The organism is Ferrovibrio terrae, assembly GCF_943372915.1.
Taxonomy (GTDB): Bacteria; Pseudomonadota; Alphaproteobacteria; order Ferrovibrionales; family Ferrovibrionaceae; genus Ferrovibrio; species Ferrovibrio terrae_A.
Genome location: NZ_CALSAN010000013.1, coordinates 1 through 18985, shown reverse-complemented (window position 1 = coordinate 18985; position 18985 = coordinate 1). Strand labels below are relative to the sequence as shown.

Here is an 18985-nt window from a genome sequence, read left to right as displayed (position 1 = left end):
ACGCCAGCGAACCTCAATGAACCTGAACCCGCTGGCCGGCCCTGGAGTCGTTTCGGGCTTGACGGTTCCGCCGCCGCGCCGTATCACGCTGCCACGCCATTTTCTGGCGCCGTGGTGATTTGGAGCCGACCGGCTTGCGGACCACGTAAAACAAACCGCTAAAGAGGTCGGGCGGTTTGTCAAAAAACCCCGGACCTCATGGTGCCGGGGTTTTTTGTTGCCTGCGCGGCAGGCCGGAAGAGGGTGTGATGAGCAAGAACGAGAGCGAGAAGTCCTGGCGGCTGGCCACCCAGATGGTGCGCGGCGGTACCATGCGCACCGGGTTTGGCGAAACCTCCGAGGCGATCTTCATGACCTCGGGCTTCCGCTATGACAGCGCCGAGGCCGCCGAGCGCCGCTTCAAGAATGAAGAGCCCGGTTTCGTCTACAGCCGCTTCGGCAATCCCACGGTCGAAATGTTCGAACAGCGCATGGTGCTGCTGGAAGGCGCCCAGGCCGCGCGCGCCACCGCCACCGGCATGGCGGCGGTGAATGCCGCGCTGATGTGCCAGCTCAAGGCCGGCGACGAGGTGGTGTCGGCGCGCGCCGTGTTCGGCTCCTGCCGCTATATCGTCGAAGACCTGCTGCCGCGCTTTGGCATCAAGACGCATCTGATCGATGGCACCGATCTCACGGCCTGGGAGCGCGCGGTCAATGCCCGCACCAAGGTGGTATTCCTGGAAACGCCGGCCAATCCGACGCTGGAGGTGATCGACCTGCCGGCCGTCGCCGCCATCGCGCACAAGCATGGCGCCCGGGTCGTGGTCGACAATGTCTTCGCCACCCCGGTGCTGCAGAAGCCGTTGCAGCTCGGGGCTGATATCGTGGTCTATTCCGCCACCAAGCATATCGATGGCCAGGGCCGCTGCCTCGGTGGCGTGGTGCTGGGCTCGGAAGACTTCATCGTTAACGAACTGACGCCCTATCTGCGCCATACCGGCCCGGCGCTCAGCCCGTTCAACGCCTGGGTCATGCTCAAGGGATTGGAAACCCTGGAGCTGCGGGTCAGCCGGATGGTCGAGTCGGCCGCCAGCCTGGCCGATCAGCTGGCCGGCCACCCCGGTCTGGCGGCGCCGACCAATGTGCCGGCGCTGCTATACCCTGGCCGCAAGGATCACCCGCAATATGCCCTGGTCCAGCGCCAGATGTCGGCCGGCGGCAACATGCTTGCCTTCCGGCCGAACGGCGGCAAGGCGGGGACGTTCCGTTTCCTCAATGCCCTGAAATTGGTGGATATCTCGAATAATCTGGGCGATTCAAAAAGCCTGATCACTCACCCGGCTACCACCACACACCAGAGGTTGAGTCTGGAGGAACGGGCCCGGCTGGGTATCGGCGAGGACCTAGTGCGCCTCTCGGTGGGTCTGGAAGACCCCCGGGACCTGGTCGAGGATATTGCCCATGCGCTTGAAAAGGCCGGCTAATCTGTTGCCATTATGCCACAGCCCGGCATTATTGGCCCATGCGCGGGATCAAGGCGTGCGGCCGGCGTTAAGTCGCTGGTATAGTTGCTCCCGGTTGAGGCGTGCCAAGCCGCGGGGCGCGGCCAGAAATTTTTTCGTTGAGGAGATTCGCATGAACATTCGTGTCGCTCTGCTGACTGCTGCCGCTGCGGTAGCTCTAGTGTCAGCTTCGGCGTCGGCCCAACAGGGTCCGTATGTCGGCATCGGTGCCGGCGCGACCTGGATCGAAGACGCTGACGTGAAGGGTTCTGCCACTGTTGGCAAGCTCGACTTCGACACCGGCTATGTCGGGATGGTGAAGGGCGGTTACGACTTCGGTGCCGGCTGGCGCGCTGAAGGCGAGCTGGGCTGGCGCGAGTGGGGCGCCGATGGCGCTGCCAGTGGCGATCTGCGCACTTACACCGTCTTTGCCAACGCCCTGTATGATTTCATGCCGACCAGCAACTGGAGCCCCTACCTGGGCGCCGGTGTTGGCTTCGTGCGCCATTCGGCGCAGGACATCCGCTTCGGCGGCGTGACCAGCGACGACCAGGACAGCACCTGGGGCGTGCAGGGCATCGCCGGCCTGTGGTACGCGCTGGACAGCAACTGGCAGCTTTCGGCCGACTATCGCTACATGTATACGGGCGATGCGCGTCTCGGGACGACCGGCGCGCCGACGGTTGAGGTGGGCAACCAGATTCACACCGTGATGCTGGGCGTGACCTACAAGTTCGGCACCCCGGCCAAGCCGATGCCGGCTGCTGCTGTCGCCGCTCCGGCGCCGGCTCCTGCCCCGGCCCCGGCTCCGGCCGCTCCGGCTCCGGCGCCGCGCGCACCTGAGACCTACATCGTGTTCTTCGCCTTCGATAAGTCGGATATCAGCCCGGTTGCGGCGCAGGTGCTTGATCGCGCCATCGCCGATTACCGTGCCACGGGTTCGACCAACGTGCGCATCGAAGGTAACGCTGACCGTTCGGGCAAGAACGACTACAACCTGCGCCTGTCGCAGCGTCGTGCCGAATCGGTTGCGGCTTACCTCAGCTCGAAGGGCATCACCCGCAGCGCGATCCAGACGGTGGCCAACGGCGAAGAGAAGCCGCGTGTCCCGACCGCCGATGGCGTCCGCAACGACGAGAACCGCAACGCGCAGATTTACCTGCGTCGCTAAGCACCAGTCTTTTCGACTATGCGCGGCCGCCCCGGAAGGGGCGGCCGTTTGCATTTCACGGCTGCCATTTTCCCGGCGGGTCGCGGCTCCCGCCGCAACCCTGGCGCGGCACCGGGGGGTGAATCACGATGCTGTTCCAGCCGCTTGGCTGGACATTCCGGGATTGGCTCCTAATATCCTGACAGACGATGGCCAGGGGCTGGAGCGGGGCTTCAGCCCGGCGGCGCATCGGAGTAAAGCCAGATGTACAGCACGAAAACACACGATATCTCGGTCACGGTCCAGCCGGTCTATCTCGACGAGCAATCCTCGCCGGAAGAGAGCTATTTCGTCTGGGCCTATAACGTGAAAATCGAAAACAGCGGCACCGATACCGTGCAGCTGCGCAGCCGCTACTGGAAGATCACCGATGCGCGCGGCCGGGTGCAGGAAGTCCGCGGCCCCGGCGTGGTTGGCGAGCAGCCGGTGCTCGCACCGGGCGACAGCTTTGAATATACCAGCGGCACGCCGCTGCCCACCTCGTCCGGTTTCATGGTCGGTACCTATCAAATGGTGACCGAGGCCGGCGAACAGTTCGATGTGGCGATCCCGGCCTTTTCACTGGACAGCCCGCACGAGGCACGCCGCGTCAATTAATCGAATGGATTGATCCAGGGCCGGGGCAGTGACGTATCCATGGGCCCGCCACAGGAATGCCCGAAGGAGTTTACCGTGAGCACCGCTGCCCAATCCCACACCAAGCAGGCCGTCGCCAAGGCGAATGACGAAAGCAAAGCCCAGCGCCCGAGCCGCGCCGAGGCCGAGGATGCCGTGCGCACCCTGATCCGCTGGGCCGGCGACGACCCGACCCGTGAAGGCCTGCTCGGCACGCCAGACCGCGTTGTGCGCTCCTACCAGGAATTCTTTGGCGGCTATGACGAAGATCCGGTCGGCATGCTGGAACGCACCTTCGAGGAAATCGAGGGCTATGACGAGATGGTGGTGCTGCGCGACATCCGGCTGGAAAGCCATTGCGAGCACCATATGGTGCCGATCATCGGCAAGGCGCATGTTGCCTATCTGCCCGGCAAGCGCGTGGTCGGCATTTCCAAGCTGGCCCGTGTGGTCGAGGTCTATGCCAAGCGGCTGCAGATCCAGGAAAAGCTGACCGCCCAGGTCGCCAATACGCTGCAGGCCGTGCTGCAGCCGCGCGGTGTGGCCGTGGTGATGGAAGCCGCGCATCAGTGCATGACCACGCGCGGCGTGCACAAGCATGGCGTGACCATGGTGACCAGCCGCATGCTGGGTGCCTTCCGTGACGACCCGCGTACCCGCCAGGAATTCCTGTCCATGATCGCCAGCAGCGGTGGTGCCCGCGGCATGGATGATTGAAGCGGGGGACGACTGAACCAATTGGCACGGATCATTCGCTGTTGACCGGCGCGGTTTGCCGCCCTAAACCGGGTCTATGACCTCTCCTAGCCAGGCTTCCCTCGACTGGATCACCCGGCTGGTCGGTTTCGATACCACCAGCCGCCTGTCCAACCTCAACCTGATCGACGACATCGCCGGATACCTGGCGCAGCACGGAATCGCGTCGGAAAAGATCTTCGACGCCACCGGCAAGAAGGCCAATCTCTACGCCACGATCGGGCCGAAGGATGTCGGCGGCATCGTGCTGTCGGGTCACACCGACGTCGTCCCGGTGGATGGCCAGCCCTGGACCAGCGACCCGTTCAAGATCGTGCAGCGCGGCGATCGGCTGTTTGGCCGCGGCACCTCGGATATGAAAAGCTTCATTGCGCTCTGCCTGGCGCTGCTGCCCGAGATGCTGGAAAAGCCCTTGAGTGTGCCGCTGCATTTCGCCTTCTCCTACGATGAGGAAGTCGGCTGCATCGGCGTGCATGGTATCGTCGAGTTCATCAATCGCGGCGGCCCGATGCCGAAACTCGCCATCATCGGCGAACCCACTGATATGAAGGTGGTCAATGCGCATAAGAGTGTCTGCGCCTGCAACACTGTGGTGCGCGGCTTCGAGGCCCATTCCTCGGCGACGCATCAGGGCGTCAATGCTGTTCAGATGGCGGCCGAGCTGATCGCCGAGATGAACCGCATCCAGGTCGAATACCAGAAACCCGAGCATCAGGACGGCCGCTTCGAGCCGCCGTTTACCACCATCACGGTGGGCGAGATCCATGGCGGCACCGCGCGCAACATCCTGGCGCGCGAATGCAGGCTGGCCTGGGATATCCGCAGTGTGAAGCCCGAGCATGACACGGTGATTCTGGAGGCCGTGAAACGCTATGCCGCGGAAGAACTGGTGCCGAAGATGCAGCGCATCCGGCCCGAGACCGGCATCGACACGGATATGGTCGCCTATGCGCCGGCCTTGCTGCCGGCCGCGCGCAATCCGGCTGAAACGCTGGCGCTGAAACTGGCCGGGCAGAACCAGACCCATGCGGTGTCCTACGGCACTGAAGCTGGGATTTTCCAGATCGGCGGCGTGCCGGCGGTCGTCTGTGGCCCGGGCAATATCCGCGAGGCGCATAAGCCGGCCGAGTATATCGAACTCAGCCAGGTGGCCGAGGGCGAGGCCTTCCTGCGCCGCCTGATCGCCTTCTGCCGCGAACCCGGCAGCCGCTCAGTCCTGGAGCAGGCGGCCTAGGGCCTTGCGGTAGGCGGCAGCGAGAGTTTCGCTGCGGATATGGCGGCCGGCTTCCACCACGCGGTTCCCGGCGACATAGACATCGCGGATCGCTGAACGCGCCTGGTTCGCAAAGATCCAGGCATCCAGCACGGCATCACCCTGCCGCGCCGCCAGGCTCGGCGCATCCTGATCCAGCAGCACGAAATCGGCGCGGTGGCCCGGCGCGATGGCGCCCATCGGCTGGCCCAGCGCCTGTGTGCCACCTTTTGCTGCCGCCTCGAACAGCCGCCGTCCGGTCGAACGATCAGGCCCACCGGCCAGCAGCGTGCGGCTGCGCCGCACCAGGCGCTGGCCGTATTCCAGCAGCCGCAGGTCTTCCGCCGCGGAGACACTGATATGGCTGTCGGAGCCGATGCCGATGCGGCCATTGGCTTCCATGTATTCCACGACCGGGAACAGGCCATCGCCGAGATTGGCTTCGGTGGTGGGGCAGAGGCCGGCCACCGCCTGTGACGCGGCCAGCCGCAGCATCTCGTCTTCGCTCAGATGCGTGGCATGCACCAGGCACCAGCGCTTGTCCACGATGCTCTGATCGAGCAGCCACTGCACCGGGCGCTTGTCTGACCAGCGGATGCAGTCGTCTACCTCGGCGGTCTGTTCGGCGATATGGATATGGATCGGTGCCGCGGCATCGATCTCGTTCAGCGCTGTAATGCCATCGCGTAGTAGCTCGGGCGAGACGGCGCGCAGACTATGCGGGGCGATGCCGAGCCGCCGGTCGCTGCGGCCACGGAAGGCCGGCGCCAGGGCCTGCAGTAGGCGGGCATAGGCATCGGCGTCATGCAGGAAGCGGCGCTGGCGCGGCTGCGGCGCCGTGCCGCCAAAGCCGCCATAGCGATACAGCACTGGCAGATGGGTCAGGCCGATGCCGGCGGTATCGGCGGCGGCGATCACGCGCCGGCTCAGTTCGGCCGGATCATCGTAGGGCGTGCCGTCGGGCTGGTGATGCACATAATGGAATTCGGCGACCGCGGTGAACCCCGCCTCCAGCATGTCGGCATAAAGCTGCCCGGCAATCGCCTCGATATCCTCGGGTGTCAGCTTGGCGGCGAAGCCATACATGGTCTCGCGCCAGGTCCAGAAACTGTCCTGTCCGGGTCCGCTGCGTTCGGCCAGGCCGGCCATGGCGCGCTGGAAGGCATGGCTGTGCAGGTTGGGCAGGCCGGGCAGCACCGGGCCATCGAGCAGTGTGGCCGTGGCATCTGCAGACTTTGGGGTCGCGCGCGCGATCAGCCCGGTCGCATCCACGGCGACCAGCACATCGTTGTGCCAGCCGTCGGGCAGCAGGGCGTGGCGCAACAGGAAGCGGCGCATGACGGAATCTCCCAACTTGTATATATAAGTTGGCAGAAACGGCAGTGAGACGAAAGACGCAGATGGCCGAGACTTGGGACAGCGTGTGGCGCGGCGCCGATCTGGCCACCATGCGGGCTGGCAGCACGGATGGCTTTGGTGCCATCCACAATGGTGCGATGGCCCTGAAGGATGGCCGCATTGCCTGGATCGGCCCTGCCGATGCCCTACCGAAAGGCGGCATCGGACGCCACACCGCCGTGCATGATGTCGGCGGCGGCTGGATCACGCCGGGCCTGATCGACTGCCACACCCATCTGGTCTATGGCGGCGACCGCGCGCATGAATTCGAGCTACGGCTGAATGGCGCGTCTTATGAAGAGATAGCCCGAGCCGGCGGCGGTATCCGCTCCACCGTGACGGCGACGCGTGCTGCCGACGAGGCCACCCTGCTGGCGCAGAGCGAAAAGCGTTTGCAGCCATTGCTGGCCGAGGGCGTCACCACGCTGGAAATCAAATCGGGCTATGGCCTCGATCTTGAAAATGAACTGAAGACGTTGCGGGTCGCACGGCAGCTGGGCGAGAAATATCCGCTGCGCGTGTGTACCACGCTGCTGGCCGCCCATGCGCTGCCGCCGGAATATGCCAGCAATGCCGATGGCTATATCGATCTGGTCTGCGAGCGCATTATTCCAGCCGCCAAGCAGGCTGGTCTCGCCGATGCGGTAGATGCCTTCTGCGAGACCATCGGCTTCACGCTGGCGCAGACGCGACGGGTTTTCGAGGCAGCGCGCAAGCATGGCCTGCCGGTGAAGCTGCATGCCGAGCAGCTCAGCAACATGAGTGGTGCCGCTTTGGCCGCGAGCTTCCAGGCGCTGTCGGCCGATCATCTGGAATATCTCGATGACGCCGGTGTGCAGGCGATGGCGAAGGCCGGCACGGTGGCCGTGCTGCTGCCCGGTGCCTTCTACATCCTGCGCGAAACTAGGCTGCCGCCGATCGACCTGCTGCGGCGCCATGGCGTGCCGATTGCCATCTCGACCGACTGCAATCCGGGCACCTCGCCGGTCACCTCACTGCTGCTGATGCTCTCGATGGCCTGCACCCTGTTCCGCCTGACCCCGGCCGAGGCGCTGGCTGGCGTGACCCGGGAGGCTGCCCGGGCGCTCGGCATCGCCGAGTCGGTTGGCACGCTTGAAGCGGGGAAAATGGCGGATTTCGTAGTCTGGGATATCGCCCGCCCGGCCGCGTTGGCCTATCAAGTCGGCCTCAACCCGCTGCGCCAGACCGTCTTTGCCGGCCGACCGGTTTCCATCCGTCCGCCGCGTTAACCACGACAAAAGCCACGTTGCGCTGGAACGGACGGGGCCTATATCCTGTTAGGGACGCAGGCGCGCGTGATTCTCCCGGGTGCCGTTAGCGGAAGGTGATGTATGAGCGACTGGCTCTATGTGATGGGTGGCGGCATTGTCCTGCTGTGGCTGGGTGCCTGGCTGCTGCTGCATCTGGGCAATTTCGAGCAGCGCATCAGCCAGATGCGCATGACGCTGGAAGTGCGCATGGGCGCCATCGAGAAGCAGTTCACCGCCTATAACAAATTCTTCGCCGACAACGAACGTGCCTCGCAGCTCACCTACAGCGAGCTGAGCGATATCAAGAGCGATATCTCCGAGCTGAAGACCCAGCTGGATGAAGTGAAGCGTGCGATCAATGTGTTGGAGGTCGCGGTCAACGACCTCAAACTGCGCAGCAACGCCCGCAGCAACCTGCGGATCGTCTAAGCTTTTCTAGAGATCAGTCCATAGCAGGCGCATATCGGCGACAATCTCGTCGACGATGGCGCCCAGCAGGCGTTCGCCTTTCTCTGCCGTTGCCGCGGTGGCGTCGCCGGTGGTGCCGGTGCGGTTCACGATACCGCCGGCCCGCTCTTCCGGCGTGAAGCGCAGCGGCCGGCGTAACGAGAACAGGCGCGGTTCGTCGGCACCATCGATGAAATCATCCTCATCCTCGTCGCCGGCCATCTGTTCCAGCCGGTCGAGCCGCACCAGCGCCGGTGCGATGGCGAGCAGCAGCGAGGTATTGCGCTCGTCAAGATCGTCGGCCGAGGCAGTGGTGCTGCCGAGCCGGGGCAGGTCGGCGGTGGCGATGCGGATGCCGTGGCGCTGCAGGATGGTCTGTGCCGCCAGCCTGAGCGGGGCTTCCGTGGCGATGCCGTTGTTGAGCAACAGGATGCGCTCGGCGCCGTGGCGCAGATAGCCTTCAATGATTTCGGTCACCAGGGCCTGGAAGGTATCGGCCTCGATATGCTGGCTGCCGGGGTAATCCATGAAGGCCGGCTGGAAGCCCTGGCTTATGCAGGGCGCAATCAAAACGGGAAGACTGGCCAGCAGGCGTTCGGCCACCACTTCCACCACCAGCCGGTCGGTGCCGAGTGGCAGATGCGGGCCATGGGCGCGGGCGGCGGCCCCGATCGGGATCACAACGGGCAGGCCGTCGCCGATCAGGTCGGCGGCGTCGACCCAGGTGAGGTCGGCCAGGCGGAAGCCGGAACGGGGCAGCGAGGAAGCGGTCACGGGAGGGTAACGCGGGTCAGCGGTGAAAGGTTCGCCAAAGCTTAGCATGGCGCCCGGCGGGCGGGCAGATGCTTATGGCGCTTGTGATTGGTGGAAGCCCGGCCTATGACAGCCCAAGATCCACCCCATAACCGAGTATCTGCCGTGTCCCGCCGCCCGCCTCCCGGCCGCCCGTCCTCCGCGGGCCGTCCCCCCGCCGCCCGTTCGGGTGCTGCCCGTCCTGCTGCCGGCCGGACCGGCAAACCGGCTGGTGCCCGGCCTGCCGGCAAGGCTGGCGCGAGCAGCGCCGCCAAAGGCAAGGATGGGCCCCGCAAGGATGGCCCGCGCAAGCCGGCCGGGGCCCGTCCGGCCAAGGCCAAGAGCTGGGGCGAGACCCGCAATGCCGAGCGCGAGGCGATCCGCAAGGGGCCACGCGCAGAGGCGCCCCGGGAAGAGCGGGCCCGGCCGGAACGATCCCGCGACGACCGGCCACGCGCAGACCGGCCCAGAACAGACAGGCCTCGGGAAGACAGGCCCCGGGAAGACCGGCCCCGTGACGAGCGGCCGCGCCGCGAACCGGGTGAGAAATCCTTCAGGCCGCGCGCCGATGTGAAATCTGGCGGACGGTCCGACCGCAAGTCGGCTGCATCATCCGATCGTGGCTATGGCGAGCGTTCATCTGGCGGCCGTTCATCTGTTGGCCGTGCAGCGGGGGAGCGTGACGCGGGAGACCGCGAGCGCCGGCCCAGCACGCTGCGTCCCGCCGGCAGCCGCAAGGTGGCCGAGGGCGCCGTCAATCTGCTGGATGCGATGTTCCCCAACCGCGAGACCGGCGATCGCGTGCGGCATGCCTGGATGAAGCAGCATCACCAGCTGTATGACGCGGCCGAGCGCGAGGCGCTGATCCATATTGTCGATGAAGTGCTGCGCCTGCGCGGCCGGCTTGACTGGTGGATCAGCCAAGATGGCGTAAGAGGGGGTAAGACCGGCCTGCCGCCGGATAACCGCCTGCGTGTCGCCGCCTGGCGCATTCTGTCCTCTGGCGCCAAGACCGAAGGCCTGCTGCCGCTGTTCCCCACTGGCGACACCGCCATCGAGACGCTGCTGCGCCGGCTGGAAGGCCATACGCTGGAGCATCCTGATATGCCGCCGGCGGCAAGGTTCAGCGTGCCGGACTGGATCATGCCGGAGCTGCAGCGCCGCTTCGGTGCCGATCTCGATCTGGAGCTGGCGGCCATGCTGCGGCCAGCGCCGCTGGATGTGCGCGTCAACCGGCTGAAGACCACGCGGGACGCTGCCGCGGCTGCCCTGCAGTCGGAAGGCCTGCGCAGCCAGACCATGCCGTTTTCGCCGGTCGGCCTGCGCCTGTCGCCGCAGGCTTATGTCAACAACACGCAGACCTATGCCGATGGCCTGGTCGAGCCGCAGGATGAAGGCTCGCAGCTGGCTGCCCAGCTGGTCGATGCCGCGGGCAAGAAGTTCGTGGTCGATTTCTGCGCCGGCGCCGGCGGCAAGACCCTGGTGCTGGGCGCGGCGATGAAGAATGCCGGCCGCCTGGTGGCAATGGATGTCAGCAAGGCGCGGCTGGCGCAGGCCAAGCTGCGGCTGCGCCGCGCCGGCGTGCACAATGCCGAATGCCGCGAGCTGGATGGCAAATGGATCAAGCGCCATGCCGAGAAGGCCGAGCGCGTGCTGGTCGATTCACCTTGCACCGGCACCGGCACCTGGCGGCGCAAACCCGATGCCAAATGGCGACTGACCCGGCAGGATCTGAACGAGCTGGTGCCGCGCCAGGCCGAAATCCTCGATCGCGCGGCGAGACTGGTCGCCCCCAAGGGCGGGCGCCTGATCTACGTCACCTGTTCGGTGCTGGTGGAAGAGAACGAGGATCAGGTGGCGGCCTTCCTGAAGCGCCACCCCGATTTCACCGTGCTGCCGGTGACCGATGTTTGGCCGCAGACGGTGGGTGGCGCCTGCCCGGTGCCGGGGCCGTATCTGAGCCTGTCACCCGGCCGCCACGGCACGGACGGCTTCTTCGCTGCCATCCTGGTGCGTCGCTGAGGCTGGCGCGGCCAGCCAGCGGTCGAGAAAACCGCTGAGCCAGGCGGCAATGCCGGCATCGTATTTCTGATAATGCGCGCGCTGCAGGTCGCGCGCCTGCGCGCCGGGCAGCACCAGGCGGTGGCCGGCGAATTTGGTCCAGCGCTGCTGGATGGCGCCGGTCACTTCCGGGTGGAACTGCAGCCCATAGGCATTGGTGCCGATGCGCATGGCCTGGTTGGGGAACCAGCCGGTGGAGGCCAGCCGTACAGCGCCGCGCGGCAGCTCGAAACCCTCGCCATGCCACTGGAAGATATGCAGCGGATCAGGAAACAGGTCGCGGCCCTTCGGCGTCGGCTTCACGGCATAATAGCCGATCTCATGCCAGCCATCCGCGTGCGGGCCGACCCTGGCGCCGCCGGCACGCGCCATCAGCTGGGCGCCGAGGCAGACGCCGAGATAGGGTTTGCCACTGGCGATCACGCGCGGGATGAAGTCGATTTCCTTGCGGATGAAATCCAGATGGTCGTCATTGGCGCTCATCGGCCCGCCGAAGACGATGCAGCCGGCGTGGCCGCTCATATCGGCCGGCAGGTCCTGGCCCAGGCAGGGCCGGCGGATGTCGAGGTGATAGCCGCGTGCCCGCAGCTGTTCGCCGATGCGGCCGGGATCGGAACTCTCCTGATGCACGATCATCAGGATCGAAGGCATGTCTGCCATGGCGTTCATGCCCTCAATATGGCGCGATTCGCCCAGCCTGAGAAGATAGCTTCGCGATCGCCTGTGGCGGCAGTCACTCTGCGGCTGTCTAAAGCCATCGTTTTGCAGCAGCAATCTTCACAAGCATACCAATTGTTAATGGTTCAAATTGGTCGTCCGTAAATATTGCCTTATGCAGGGCCCTAAATCCGTTCTCGCTGTTGAAATATCGCTCGACATCAAGGCCGGCTGGGGCGACGCCGAACTGCTTTATGAATGCTTCCAATAGGTCGATGGCATCAATGCCATCCACACCTAGATCGTACATAAGAGTCGTATCGTCTCCGATTGTTTTTTGTTTATGGCCGGTTTGGCGGCGCACGAAAGCAATGACTTCGGCACGCAGATCAGCTGGATGCTCCATGCCGTATTTTTACTGTGCCGTAATCCCGCCATCCAGCACGAATTCGGTGCCGGTGACGAATTTCGATTCATCAGAGGCGAGATAGAGGATGCAGTTCGCCACGTCGATCGGCTCACCCAGGCGGCCGAGCGGCACCTGCGCCTCCAGCTTGGCGCGGCGGTCGGCCGGATCGCCGCCGGCATAGAGCATGGCCTGCACCATCGGCGTGTCGATGAAGGTGGGATGCACCGAGTTGCAGCGGATGTCGTATTTGCGCTTGGCGCAATGCAGCGCCGTGGTCTTGGCCAGCATGCGCGCACCGGCTTTCGAGGTGTTGTAGGCCGACATGTTGTGGCCGGCGATAATCCCGGAAACGGATGAGATGATGATGATCGAGCCGGGCGCATGCTTCTTCATGCGCGACAGGCCGTGCTTGATGCCTAAGAACGGCCCGTGCAGGTTCACATTGTGCACGAAATGCCATTCCTCGACGCTGATATCCTCAATGTTCTTCAGCACGCCGACGCCAGCGGAATGCACCATCACGTTCAGCTTGCCGAAGGCGGCCTCGACCACATCCAGAGCCGCGATCCACTGCTGTTCGTTGGTGACATCGAGATCGACGGCGATGGCATTCTTGCCGATCTTGTCGGCCACTTCGCGGGCGCCATCCAGATTGCGGTCGGCGACGGCGACCTTGGCGCCTTCGGCGGCCAGCAGCTCGGCAGTGGCCTTGCCGAGCCCTGAAGCTCCGCCAGTGATCAGCGCGACTTTGTTGGCAACGCGGGCCATGATGTCCTCCCTTTATTTCGGGGAAGGATAGCCGGCTTTCAGGTGGGCGGGCAAACCTGCCGTAGCGGCAGGTTTTGCTGGTTAATCCGGCTCTTCCACCTTGGCCGGCAGGCCGGCGGCGGCGAGCGCAACCAGCAGCTCCTTCAGATGGGCGCGGTCGCGCGCTTCCACCACGAATTCGATCTCGGTCGACTTGGCCGAGGCCAGCGTGAACAGGCGCTGGTGCGCCACCTCCACGATATTGACGCCGGCATTGCCGATCACGCCGGCCGCCTTGGCCAGCCGGCCCGGTGCGTCATCGGTCATCACGATCACCCGCGCCAGCCGGCCGTCGCGCACCAGGCCGCGCATCAGCACGGAGGCGAGCAGGCGGGTGTCGATATTGCCGCCCGACAGCACGATGCCGACCTGGCGGCCCTTGAACCGGGCCGGGTCGGCGATCAGCGCGGCGAGGCCAGCGGCGCCAGCGCCCTCGGTGACGGTCTTCTCGATTTCCACCAGTGCGACGATGGCGCGTTCGATATCGGCCTCGCGGGCGATCAGCACGTCATCCACATAGCGCCGCACCACGTCCATCGGCGCGCGGCCGATATCGCGCACGGAAATGCCTTCGGCAATCGAGATGCCGCCGACCTGCACCGGCAGGCCATGCATCTCCTGATACATCGCGGTGTAAAGCTCGCTCTCCACGCCGAAGATGCGCAGCTCTGGCTTCAGCGCCTTGGCGGCCACCGCCATGCCGGCGATCAGCCCGCCGCCGCCGACCGGCACGATCAGATCCTGGATCGCCGGCGCCTGCTCCAGCATTTCGAGCACCGCCGTGCCCTGGCCGGCCATGATGGCGGGATCGTCGTAAGGATGGACAAAGACGAGGTTCTGCTCCGCCGCCAGCTGTCGCGCACGGGCTGCAGATTCCACCAGCGTATCGCCCTCGATCACCACATTGGCGCCGAAGGCCTTCACATGGCGCACCTTCACATAGGGCGTGATGGTGGGCATCACGATGGTGGCGGGAATACCGAGCCGGCCGGCGTGATAGGCCACGCCCTGGGCATGGTTGCCGGCCGACATGGCGATCACGCCGCGTTTGCGCTCGGCATCAGTCAGTTGCAGCAGCTTGTTGAGGGCGCCGCGTTCCTTGAAGCTGGCGGTGAACTGGTGGTTCTCGAATTTCAGCCAGACCTGCGCGCCGGTGAGATCGGACAGCGTGCGCGAATGCAGGCAGGGTGTCTCGGCCACGGCGCCCTTGATCCGGGCGGCGGCGGCGCGGACATCGGCAAGTGTGATCGGCACATCTGCGGCCGGGGGAGCGAGGCTGGTCATCGGCTGAAACCGGTTAAAACTGCGGATTGCCCACTATAATCAACCGCTTCGGCGGGGTCACTGGATATACGGGAGTTTTACTTGGCGCCGGCATCGGCCGGGTCTAGCCTTGGGCCATGAACCACCCGCCGGACCATGGCAGCCCAGCCTTTTTCGATATCGAGCTGAAGCCCCATCGCTCGCTGGGGCCGCGCGGCTTCGCCATCCTGATCGCCTTTGTCGCCCTGCTCAATCTCGGCGCCGGCATGGCCTTCTGGCTGGTCGGCGCCTGGCCGGTTTTTGCCTTCTGCGGGCTGGATGTGCTGCTGGTCTATGTCGCCTTCAAATACAGCTACCGCCAGCAGCGGGCGCGCGAATTCATCCGCCTTGATGCCGATGCCCTGGTGGTGCGGCGGGTCGACATCCAGGGCCGGGAAAAGGTCTGGCGGCTGCAGCCCTACTGGCTAAGGGTGGATTGTGACGCCGAGGATGAAAGCGCGCCGCTGCACCTGTGGAGCCACGGCCGCGCGCTGACGCTTGGCGCCTTCCTCAGCCCCGGTGAGCGTCGCCGGCTGGCCGAGGGACTGCAGGAAGCACTGGTGCGCTGGCGCCAGCCGCCCGGTGCCGGCCTGCGCCCGCTCGCGGATGCCTAGCCGTTAAGGCCGAGCACATCGGCCATGCGATAGAGGCCCGGTGCCTTGCCCTTGGTCCAGATTGCCGCGCGCACGGCACCGCGCGCAAAGATGCTGCGATCGGTGGCCTTGTGGGTCAGTTCGATCCGTTCGTTATCGGCGGCAAAGATCACGGTATGCTCGCCGGCGACATTGCCACCGCGCAGGGCAGCAAAGCCGATATCGCCGGGCTTGCGCGCGCCGGTGATGCCGTCGCGGCCGCGGTCGGAAATCTTGTCCAGCGGCTGGCCGCGGCCGAGTGCTGCCATCTCACCCAGCAGGATCGCGGTGCCCGAGGGGGCGTCCACCTTCATGCGGTGATGCATTTCCACGATCTCGATATCCCAGTCTTCGCCCAGCATGGCGGCGACCTGACGGGTCAGACCGGCGAGGATGTTGACGCCGAGACTCATGTTGTAGCTCTGCACGAGTGTGCAGTGATGCGAGGCCTTCTGCAGCGCCTCGAACTGCGCCGGCTCCAGCCCGGTGGTGCCGACCACATAGGCGGTCTTGCCCTGGGCAGCGAGTGCCGCATGCTTGCCGACAGCCGCCGGCGGCGAGAAGTCGATCACCACATCGACAGTGCCGAACAGGGCGGCGGTATCCTCGGTGATGGTCACGCCGGTGGCGCCGACGCCGGCCAGCAGGCCGGGATCCTGGCCCAGTGCGGGATTGCCCGGCTGCTCGATGCCGCCGGCCAGCACGGCGGCGCCTTTCGTGGCGGCAATCTCGCGCGTGATGGCCTGGCCCATGCGGCCGGCGATGCCGACGATGCCGATGCGGACTGCAGACATGACTTTCCCCACGAAGACCTGACAAAACAGAGGTCTAGTCTAGCAGAGGGAAAGGGAGGCGGTGAAGCTACTCGGACTTGCCGCCGAGCATCTCCTTCACCTTGTCGAAGAAGCCGGTGCTTTCCGGGCTGCTTTCCTCGCCATCCAGCTGGGAGAATTCCTCCAGCAGCTCGCGCTGGCGTTTGCTCAGCTTCACCGGCGTCTCAACCATCACCTGGATATAGAGGTCGCCATTGCCGGCGCCGAAGCCCGACTGCTGCAGCGAGGGCATGCCCTTGCCACGCAGGCGGAACTGCTTGCCGGTCTGGGTGCCTTCCGGGATGGTGATGCGGGCCTGGCCGCCATCCAGCGTCGGCACTTCCACGGCGCCGCCCAAAGCCGCCTTGGTCATCGAGACCGGCACGCGGCAATGCAGGTGCTGGCCTTCGCGTCGGAACAGCCGGTGCGGCTGCACGCTCAGGAACACGTAAAGATCGCCCGACGCGCCACCCCGCAGGCCGGCTTCGCCTTCGCCGGCGAGACGGATGCGGTTGCCCTCGTCCACGCCGGGGGGGATATCCACGCTCAGGGTCTTTTCCTTGTGGGTGCGACCGGCACCACCGCAGACCTTGCAGGGTTTCTCGATCACCCGGCCGCCGCCGCCGCAGGTGGGGCAGGTGCGTTCAATGGTGAAGAAACCCTGCTGGGCACGCACCTTGCCGTTGCCCTTGCAGGTCGGGCAGGCGGTCGGCTGGGCGCCGGCCTCGGCGCCGGAGCCGTCGCAGGCCTCGCAGGCGATCGAGGTGGGCACGCGGATCTTGGCCGCCTTGCCGCGATAGCAGTCTTCCAGGGTGATCTCGAGATTGTAGCGCAGGTCGGAACCGCGATTGCCGCCGCGTCCGCCGCCGGGGCCGCCGCGGCTGCCGCCCATGAATTCGCCGAACAGGTCGTCGAAAATGTCGGAGAAGGAGGTGAAGTCGAAACCGGCGCCGCCCGGGCCGCCGGGACCGCGACCACCCTCGAAGGCGGCATGGCCATACTGGTCGTAGGCCGCGCGCTTCTGGTCGTCGCGCAGGATGTCGTAGGCCTCGTTACATTCCTTGAATTTCTGCTCGGCGTCCTTGTCGCCCGGGTTGCGGTCCGGGTGATGCTGCATGGCCTGCTTGCGGAAGGCCTTTTTCAGCTCTTCCGCATTCGCCGTCCGGGCCACGCCCAGAATTTCATAGTAATCGCGCTTGTTCGCCATACTGCGACTATCCCGCCCGCCAGCTTTAAAGTCCCCGAAGCGGAACCGGGCGCCGTCAGTGTCTGGCGGCGCCCGGCATGCCCGTTAAGGCTTACTTCTTTTTCTTGTCGTCTTTGACTTCTTCGAAGTCGGCATCGACGATCCCGTCGTCCTTCTTCGCTTTCTCGGCGCCCGGCTGCTCTGCGCCGGCATCGCCGGCCGCAGCGCCATCCTCGGCGCCCTGGGTCTTGTACAGGGCCTCGCCCAGCTTCATGGCAACCTGGCTGAGCGTGGTCGCCTTGGCCTTGATGGCCTCGGCGTCATTGGCCTCGATGGCCTTGCGCAGCTCGGCAATCGCCGCCTCGGCTTCACCCTTTTCCGTGGCCGGAGCCTTGTCGCCGAGATCGGCGATGGTCTTCTCGGTGGCATGGATCAGGGCTTCGGCCTGGTTCTTGGCTTCCACCGCATCACGCCGCTTCTTGTCTTCGGCGGCATGTTCCTCGGCGTCGCGCACCATCTTCTTGATGTCGTCTTCCGAGAGACCGCCCGAAGCCTGGATGCGGATCTGCTGTTCCTTGCCGGTGCCCTTGTCCTTGGCCGAGACATGCACGATGCCGTTGGCGTCGATGTCGAAGGTCACCTCGATCTGCGGCACGCCGCGCGGCGCCGACGGGATGCCGACCAGGTCGAACTGGCCCAGCAGCTTGTTGTCGGCCGCCATCTCGCGTTCGCCCTGGAAGACCCGGATCGTCACCGCGCCCTGGTTGTCCTCGGCGGTGGAGAAGACCTGGCTCTTCTTGGTCGGGATCGTGGTGTTGCGCTCGATCAGCTTGGTGAACACGCCACCCAGCGTCTCGATGCCCAGCGACAGCGGGGTGACGTCGAGCAGCAGAACGTCCTTGACGTCGCCCTGCAGCACGCCGGCCTGGATGGCGGCGCCGATGGCAACCACTTCATCCGGGTTGACGCCCTTGTGCGGCTCGCGGCCGAACAGCTGCTTGACGACCTCGATCACCTTCGGCATGCGGCTCATGCCGCCGACCAGCACGACTTCGTCGATATCGCCGGCCGACAGGTCCGCGTCCTTGAGCGCCTTCTTGCAGGGCTCGATGGTGCGCTGGATCAGGTCGTCGACCAGGGCTTCGAGCTTGGCGCGGGTCAGCTTCATCACCAGATGCTTCGGACCCGAGGCATCGGCAGTGATGAAGGGCAGGTTCACTTCGGTCTGCGTCGATGACGACAGCTCGATCTTGGCCTTTTCAGCGGCTTCCTTCAGGCGCTGCAGGGCGAGACGGTCGCTGCGCAGGTCGATGCCCTGTTCCTTCTTGAATTCGGTGGCGAAGTAATCGACCAGGCGAAGGTCGAAGTCTTCACCGCCGAGGAAGGTGTCGCCGTTGGTGGAGCGCACTTCGAAGACGCCGTCGCCGATCTCGAGGATCGACACGTCGAAGGTGCCGCCGCCCAAGTCATAGACCGCGATCTTCTTGCCGTCGCTGGTCTTGTCCAGGCCATAGGCCAGGGCTGCCGCGGTCGGCTCGTTGATGATGCGCAGCACTTCAAGGCCGGCGATGCGGCCGGCATCCTTGGTCGCCTGGCGCTGGGCGTCGTTGAAGTAGGCCGGCACGGTGATGACCGCCTGCGTGACCTTTTCACCCAGGAAGCTCTCGGCGGTTTCCTTCATCTTCTGCAGGATGAAGGCCGAAACCTGACTGGGGCTGTATTTCTCGTCCTGCACGCCGACCCAGGCGTCGCCGTTGTCGCCCTTGACGACCTTGTACGGCACCATCTCGCTGAAGCGACGGGTCGCATCGTCATTGAACTGGCGGCCGATCAGGCGCTTGACGGCAAACAGCGTGTTTTCCGGGTTGGTGACGGCCTGGCGCTTGGCCGGCTGGCC

18 protein-coding genes and 1 riboswitch are annotated in these 18985 nt (G+C 65.3%); of the genes, 9 read left to right on the top strand and 9 right to left on the bottom strand.

From position 1 onward, the window contains the following. Positions 1-101 precede the first annotated feature (101 nt). Positions 102-183, top strand: a riboswitch (SAM riboswitch). 65 nt (positions 184-248) lie between these two features. The 5 genes from metZ (at position 249) to argE (ending at position 5296) form a co-directional block, all read left to right on the top strand. Beyond that, positions 249-1463, top strand: coding sequence for an O-succinylhomoserine sulfhydrylase (gene metZ, locus AAG821_RS10895; protein WP_341914337.1), 1215 nt, complete (start codon positions 249-251; stop codon positions 1461-1463). A 151-nt stretch (positions 1464-1614) separates the two neighbouring features. Further along, positions 1615-2652: an OmpW family outer membrane protein gene (locus AAG821_RS10890; protein ID WP_341914335.1), complete on the top strand. Its 1038-nt coding sequence runs from the start codon at positions 1615-1617 to the stop codon at positions 2650-2652. Between the two features lie 243 nt (positions 2653-2895). Continuing rightward, a complete protein-coding gene (apaG, locus tag AAG821_RS10885; protein ID WP_297686209.1) occupies positions 2896-3288 on the top strand; it encodes a Co2+/Mg2+ efflux protein ApaG in 393 nt (130 codons plus the stop codon). Positions 3289-3363: 75 nt separating this feature from the next. Then, on the top strand, positions 3364-4023 hold the full coding sequence (gene folE / locus AAG821_RS10880; protein WP_341914334.1) for a GTP cyclohydrolase I FolE: 660 nt from the start codon (positions 3364-3366) through the stop codon (positions 4021-4023). Positions 4024-4099: 76 nt separating this feature from the next. Continuing rightward, positions 4100-5296 carry an acetylornithine deacetylase gene (gene argE, locus AAG821_RS10875; protein ID WP_341914332.1) on the top strand — a complete coding sequence of 399 codons (1197 nt, stop codon included), beginning with the start codon at positions 4100-4102 and terminating at the stop codon, positions 5294-5296. Here argE and AAG821_RS10870 read toward each other — a convergent pair. Next, on the bottom strand, positions 5273-6652 hold the full coding sequence (locus AAG821_RS10870; RefSeq protein WP_341914330.1) for a formimidoylglutamate deiminase: 1380 nt from the start codon (positions 6650-6652) through the stop codon (positions 5273-5275). The genes argE and AAG821_RS10870 overlap by 24 nt on opposite strands. 62 nt (positions 6653-6714) lie before the next feature. On the opposite strand from AAG821_RS10870, the gene hutI reads away from it, so the two are divergent. Further along, a complete protein-coding gene (gene hutI / locus AAG821_RS10865; RefSeq protein WP_341914328.1) occupies positions 6715-7962 on the top strand; it encodes an imidazolonepropionase in 1248 nt (415 codons plus the stop codon). Positions 7963-8064: 102 nt separating this feature from the next. Then, positions 8065-8412, top strand: coding sequence for a hypothetical protein (locus AAG821_RS10860; protein ID WP_341914327.1), 348 nt, complete (start codon positions 8065-8067; stop codon positions 8410-8412). Positions 8413-8418: 6 nt separating this feature from the next. Here the strand turns inward: AAG821_RS10860 and AAG821_RS10855 are convergent, their stop codons facing one another. Further along, a complete protein-coding gene (locus AAG821_RS10855; protein ID WP_341914325.1) occupies positions 8419-9204 on the bottom strand; it encodes a creatininase family protein in 786 nt (261 codons plus the stop codon). Positions 9205-9792: 588 nt separating this feature from the next. Between AAG821_RS10855 and AAG821_RS10850 the strand changes: the two genes are divergently transcribed. Beyond that, positions 9793-11244, top strand: a complete 1452-nt coding sequence (locus AAG821_RS10850) for an RsmB/NOP family class I SAM-dependent RNA methyltransferase (protein WP_341916272.1) — start codon at positions 9793-9795, stop codon at positions 11242-11244. Here the strand turns inward: AAG821_RS10850 and AAG821_RS10845 are convergent. The 4 genes from AAG821_RS10845 to AAG821_RS10830 form a co-directional block, all read right to left on the bottom strand. Next, a complete protein-coding gene (locus AAG821_RS10845) occupies positions 11188-11943 on the bottom strand; it encodes a GMP synthase (RefSeq protein WP_341914321.1) in 756 nt (251 codons plus the stop codon). The genes AAG821_RS10850 and AAG821_RS10845 overlap by 57 nt on opposite strands. Positions 11944-12031: 88 nt before the next feature. Then, positions 12032-12346, bottom strand: coding sequence for a DUF1493 family protein (locus tag AAG821_RS10840; protein ID WP_341914319.1), 315 nt, complete (start codon positions 12344-12346; stop codon positions 12032-12034). A gap of 9 nt (positions 12347-12355) precedes the next feature. After that, positions 12356-13117: a glucose 1-dehydrogenase gene (locus AAG821_RS10835; protein WP_341914316.1), complete on the bottom strand. Its 762-nt coding sequence runs from the start codon at positions 13115-13117 to the stop codon at positions 12356-12358. A gap of 81 nt (positions 13118-13198) precedes the next feature. Then, positions 13199-14440 (bottom strand): threonine ammonia-lyase, encoded by a 1242-nt coding sequence (locus AAG821_RS10830; RefSeq protein WP_341916269.1) that lies wholly within the window; start codon positions 14438-14440, stop codon positions 13199-13201. 116 nt (positions 14441-14556) lie between these two features. On the opposite strand from AAG821_RS10830, the gene AAG821_RS10825 reads away from it, so the two are divergent. Further along, positions 14557-15072, top strand: coding sequence for a DUF2244 domain-containing protein (locus AAG821_RS10825; RefSeq protein ID WP_341915962.1), 516 nt, complete (start codon positions 14557-14559; stop codon positions 15070-15072). On the opposite strand, the gene dapB is transcribed toward AAG821_RS10825, so the two are convergent. From dapB to dnaK, 3 genes are all read right to left on the bottom strand, one after another. Beyond that, positions 15069-15884, bottom strand: coding sequence for a 4-hydroxy-tetrahydrodipicolinate reductase (gene dapB, locus AAG821_RS10820; RefSeq protein WP_341915963.1), 816 nt, complete (start codon positions 15882-15884; stop codon positions 15069-15071). The two genes, AAG821_RS10825 and dapB, sit on opposite strands and share 4 nt — an antisense overlap. A 67-nt stretch (positions 15885-15951) precedes the next feature. Beyond that, positions 15952-17109, bottom strand: coding sequence for a molecular chaperone DnaJ (dnaJ, locus tag AAG821_RS10815; RefSeq protein WP_341915965.1), 1158 nt, complete (start codon positions 17107-17109; stop codon positions 15952-15954). Between the two features lie 91 nt (positions 17110-17200). Further along, the coding region (gene dnaK, locus AAG821_RS10810) for a molecular chaperone DnaK (protein WP_341916267.1) at positions 17201-18985 on the bottom strand (1785 nt) is incomplete at its 5' end.

What these genes read in the sequence shown, in the direction of transcription:
- metZ (WP_341914337.1), top strand. Translation starts at nt 249, where the DNA reads ATGAGCAAGAACGAGAGCGAGAAGTCCTGGCGGCTGGCCACCCAGATG.
- AAG821_RS10890 (WP_341914335.1), top strand. Translation starts at nt 1,615, where the DNA reads ATGAACATTCGTGTCGCTCTGCTGACTGCTGCCGCTGCGGTAGCTCTA.
- apaG (WP_297686209.1), top strand. Translation starts at nt 2,896, where the DNA reads ATGTACAGCACGAAAACACACGATATCTCGGTCACGGTCCAGCCGGTC.
- argE (WP_341914332.1), top strand. Translation starts at nt 4,100, where the DNA reads ATGACCTCTCCTAGCCAGGCTTCCCTCGACTGGATCACCCGGCTGGTC.
- AAG821_RS10870 (WP_341914330.1), bottom strand. Translation starts at nt 6,652, where the DNA reads ATGCGCCGCTTCCTGTTGCGCCACGCCCTGCTGCCCGACGGCTGGCAC.
- hutI (WP_341914328.1), top strand. Translation starts at nt 6,715, where the DNA reads ATGGCCGAGACTTGGGACAGCGTGTGGCGCGGCGCCGATCTGGCCACC.
- AAG821_RS10860 (WP_341914327.1), top strand. Translation starts at nt 8,065, where the DNA reads ATGAGCGACTGGCTCTATGTGATGGGTGGCGGCATTGTCCTGCTGTGG.
- AAG821_RS10845 (WP_341914321.1), bottom strand. Translation starts at nt 11,943, where the DNA reads ATGGCAGACATGCCTTCGATCCTGATGATCGTGCATCAGGAGAGTTCC.
- AAG821_RS10840 (WP_341914319.1), bottom strand. Translation starts at nt 12,346, where the DNA reads ATGGAGCATCCAGCTGATCTGCGTGCCGAAGTCATTGCTTTCGTGCGC.
- AAG821_RS10835 (WP_341914316.1), bottom strand. Translation starts at nt 13,117, where the DNA reads ATGGCCCGCGTTGCCAACAAAGTCGCGCTGATCACTGGCGGAGCTTCA.
- AAG821_RS10830 (WP_341916269.1), bottom strand. Translation starts at nt 14,440, where the DNA reads ATGACCAGCCTCGCTCCCCCGGCCGCAGATGTGCCGATCACACTTGCC.
- AAG821_RS10825 (WP_341915962.1), top strand. Translation starts at nt 14,557, where the DNA reads ATGAACCACCCGCCGGACCATGGCAGCCCAGCCTTTTTCGATATCGAG.
- dapB (WP_341915963.1), bottom strand. Translation starts at nt 15,884, where the DNA reads ATGTCTGCAGTCCGCATCGGCATCGTCGGCATCGCCGGCCGCATGGGC.
- dnaJ (WP_341915965.1), bottom strand. Translation starts at nt 17,109, where the DNA reads ATGGCGAACAAGCGCGATTACTATGAAATTCTGGGCGTGGCCCGGACG.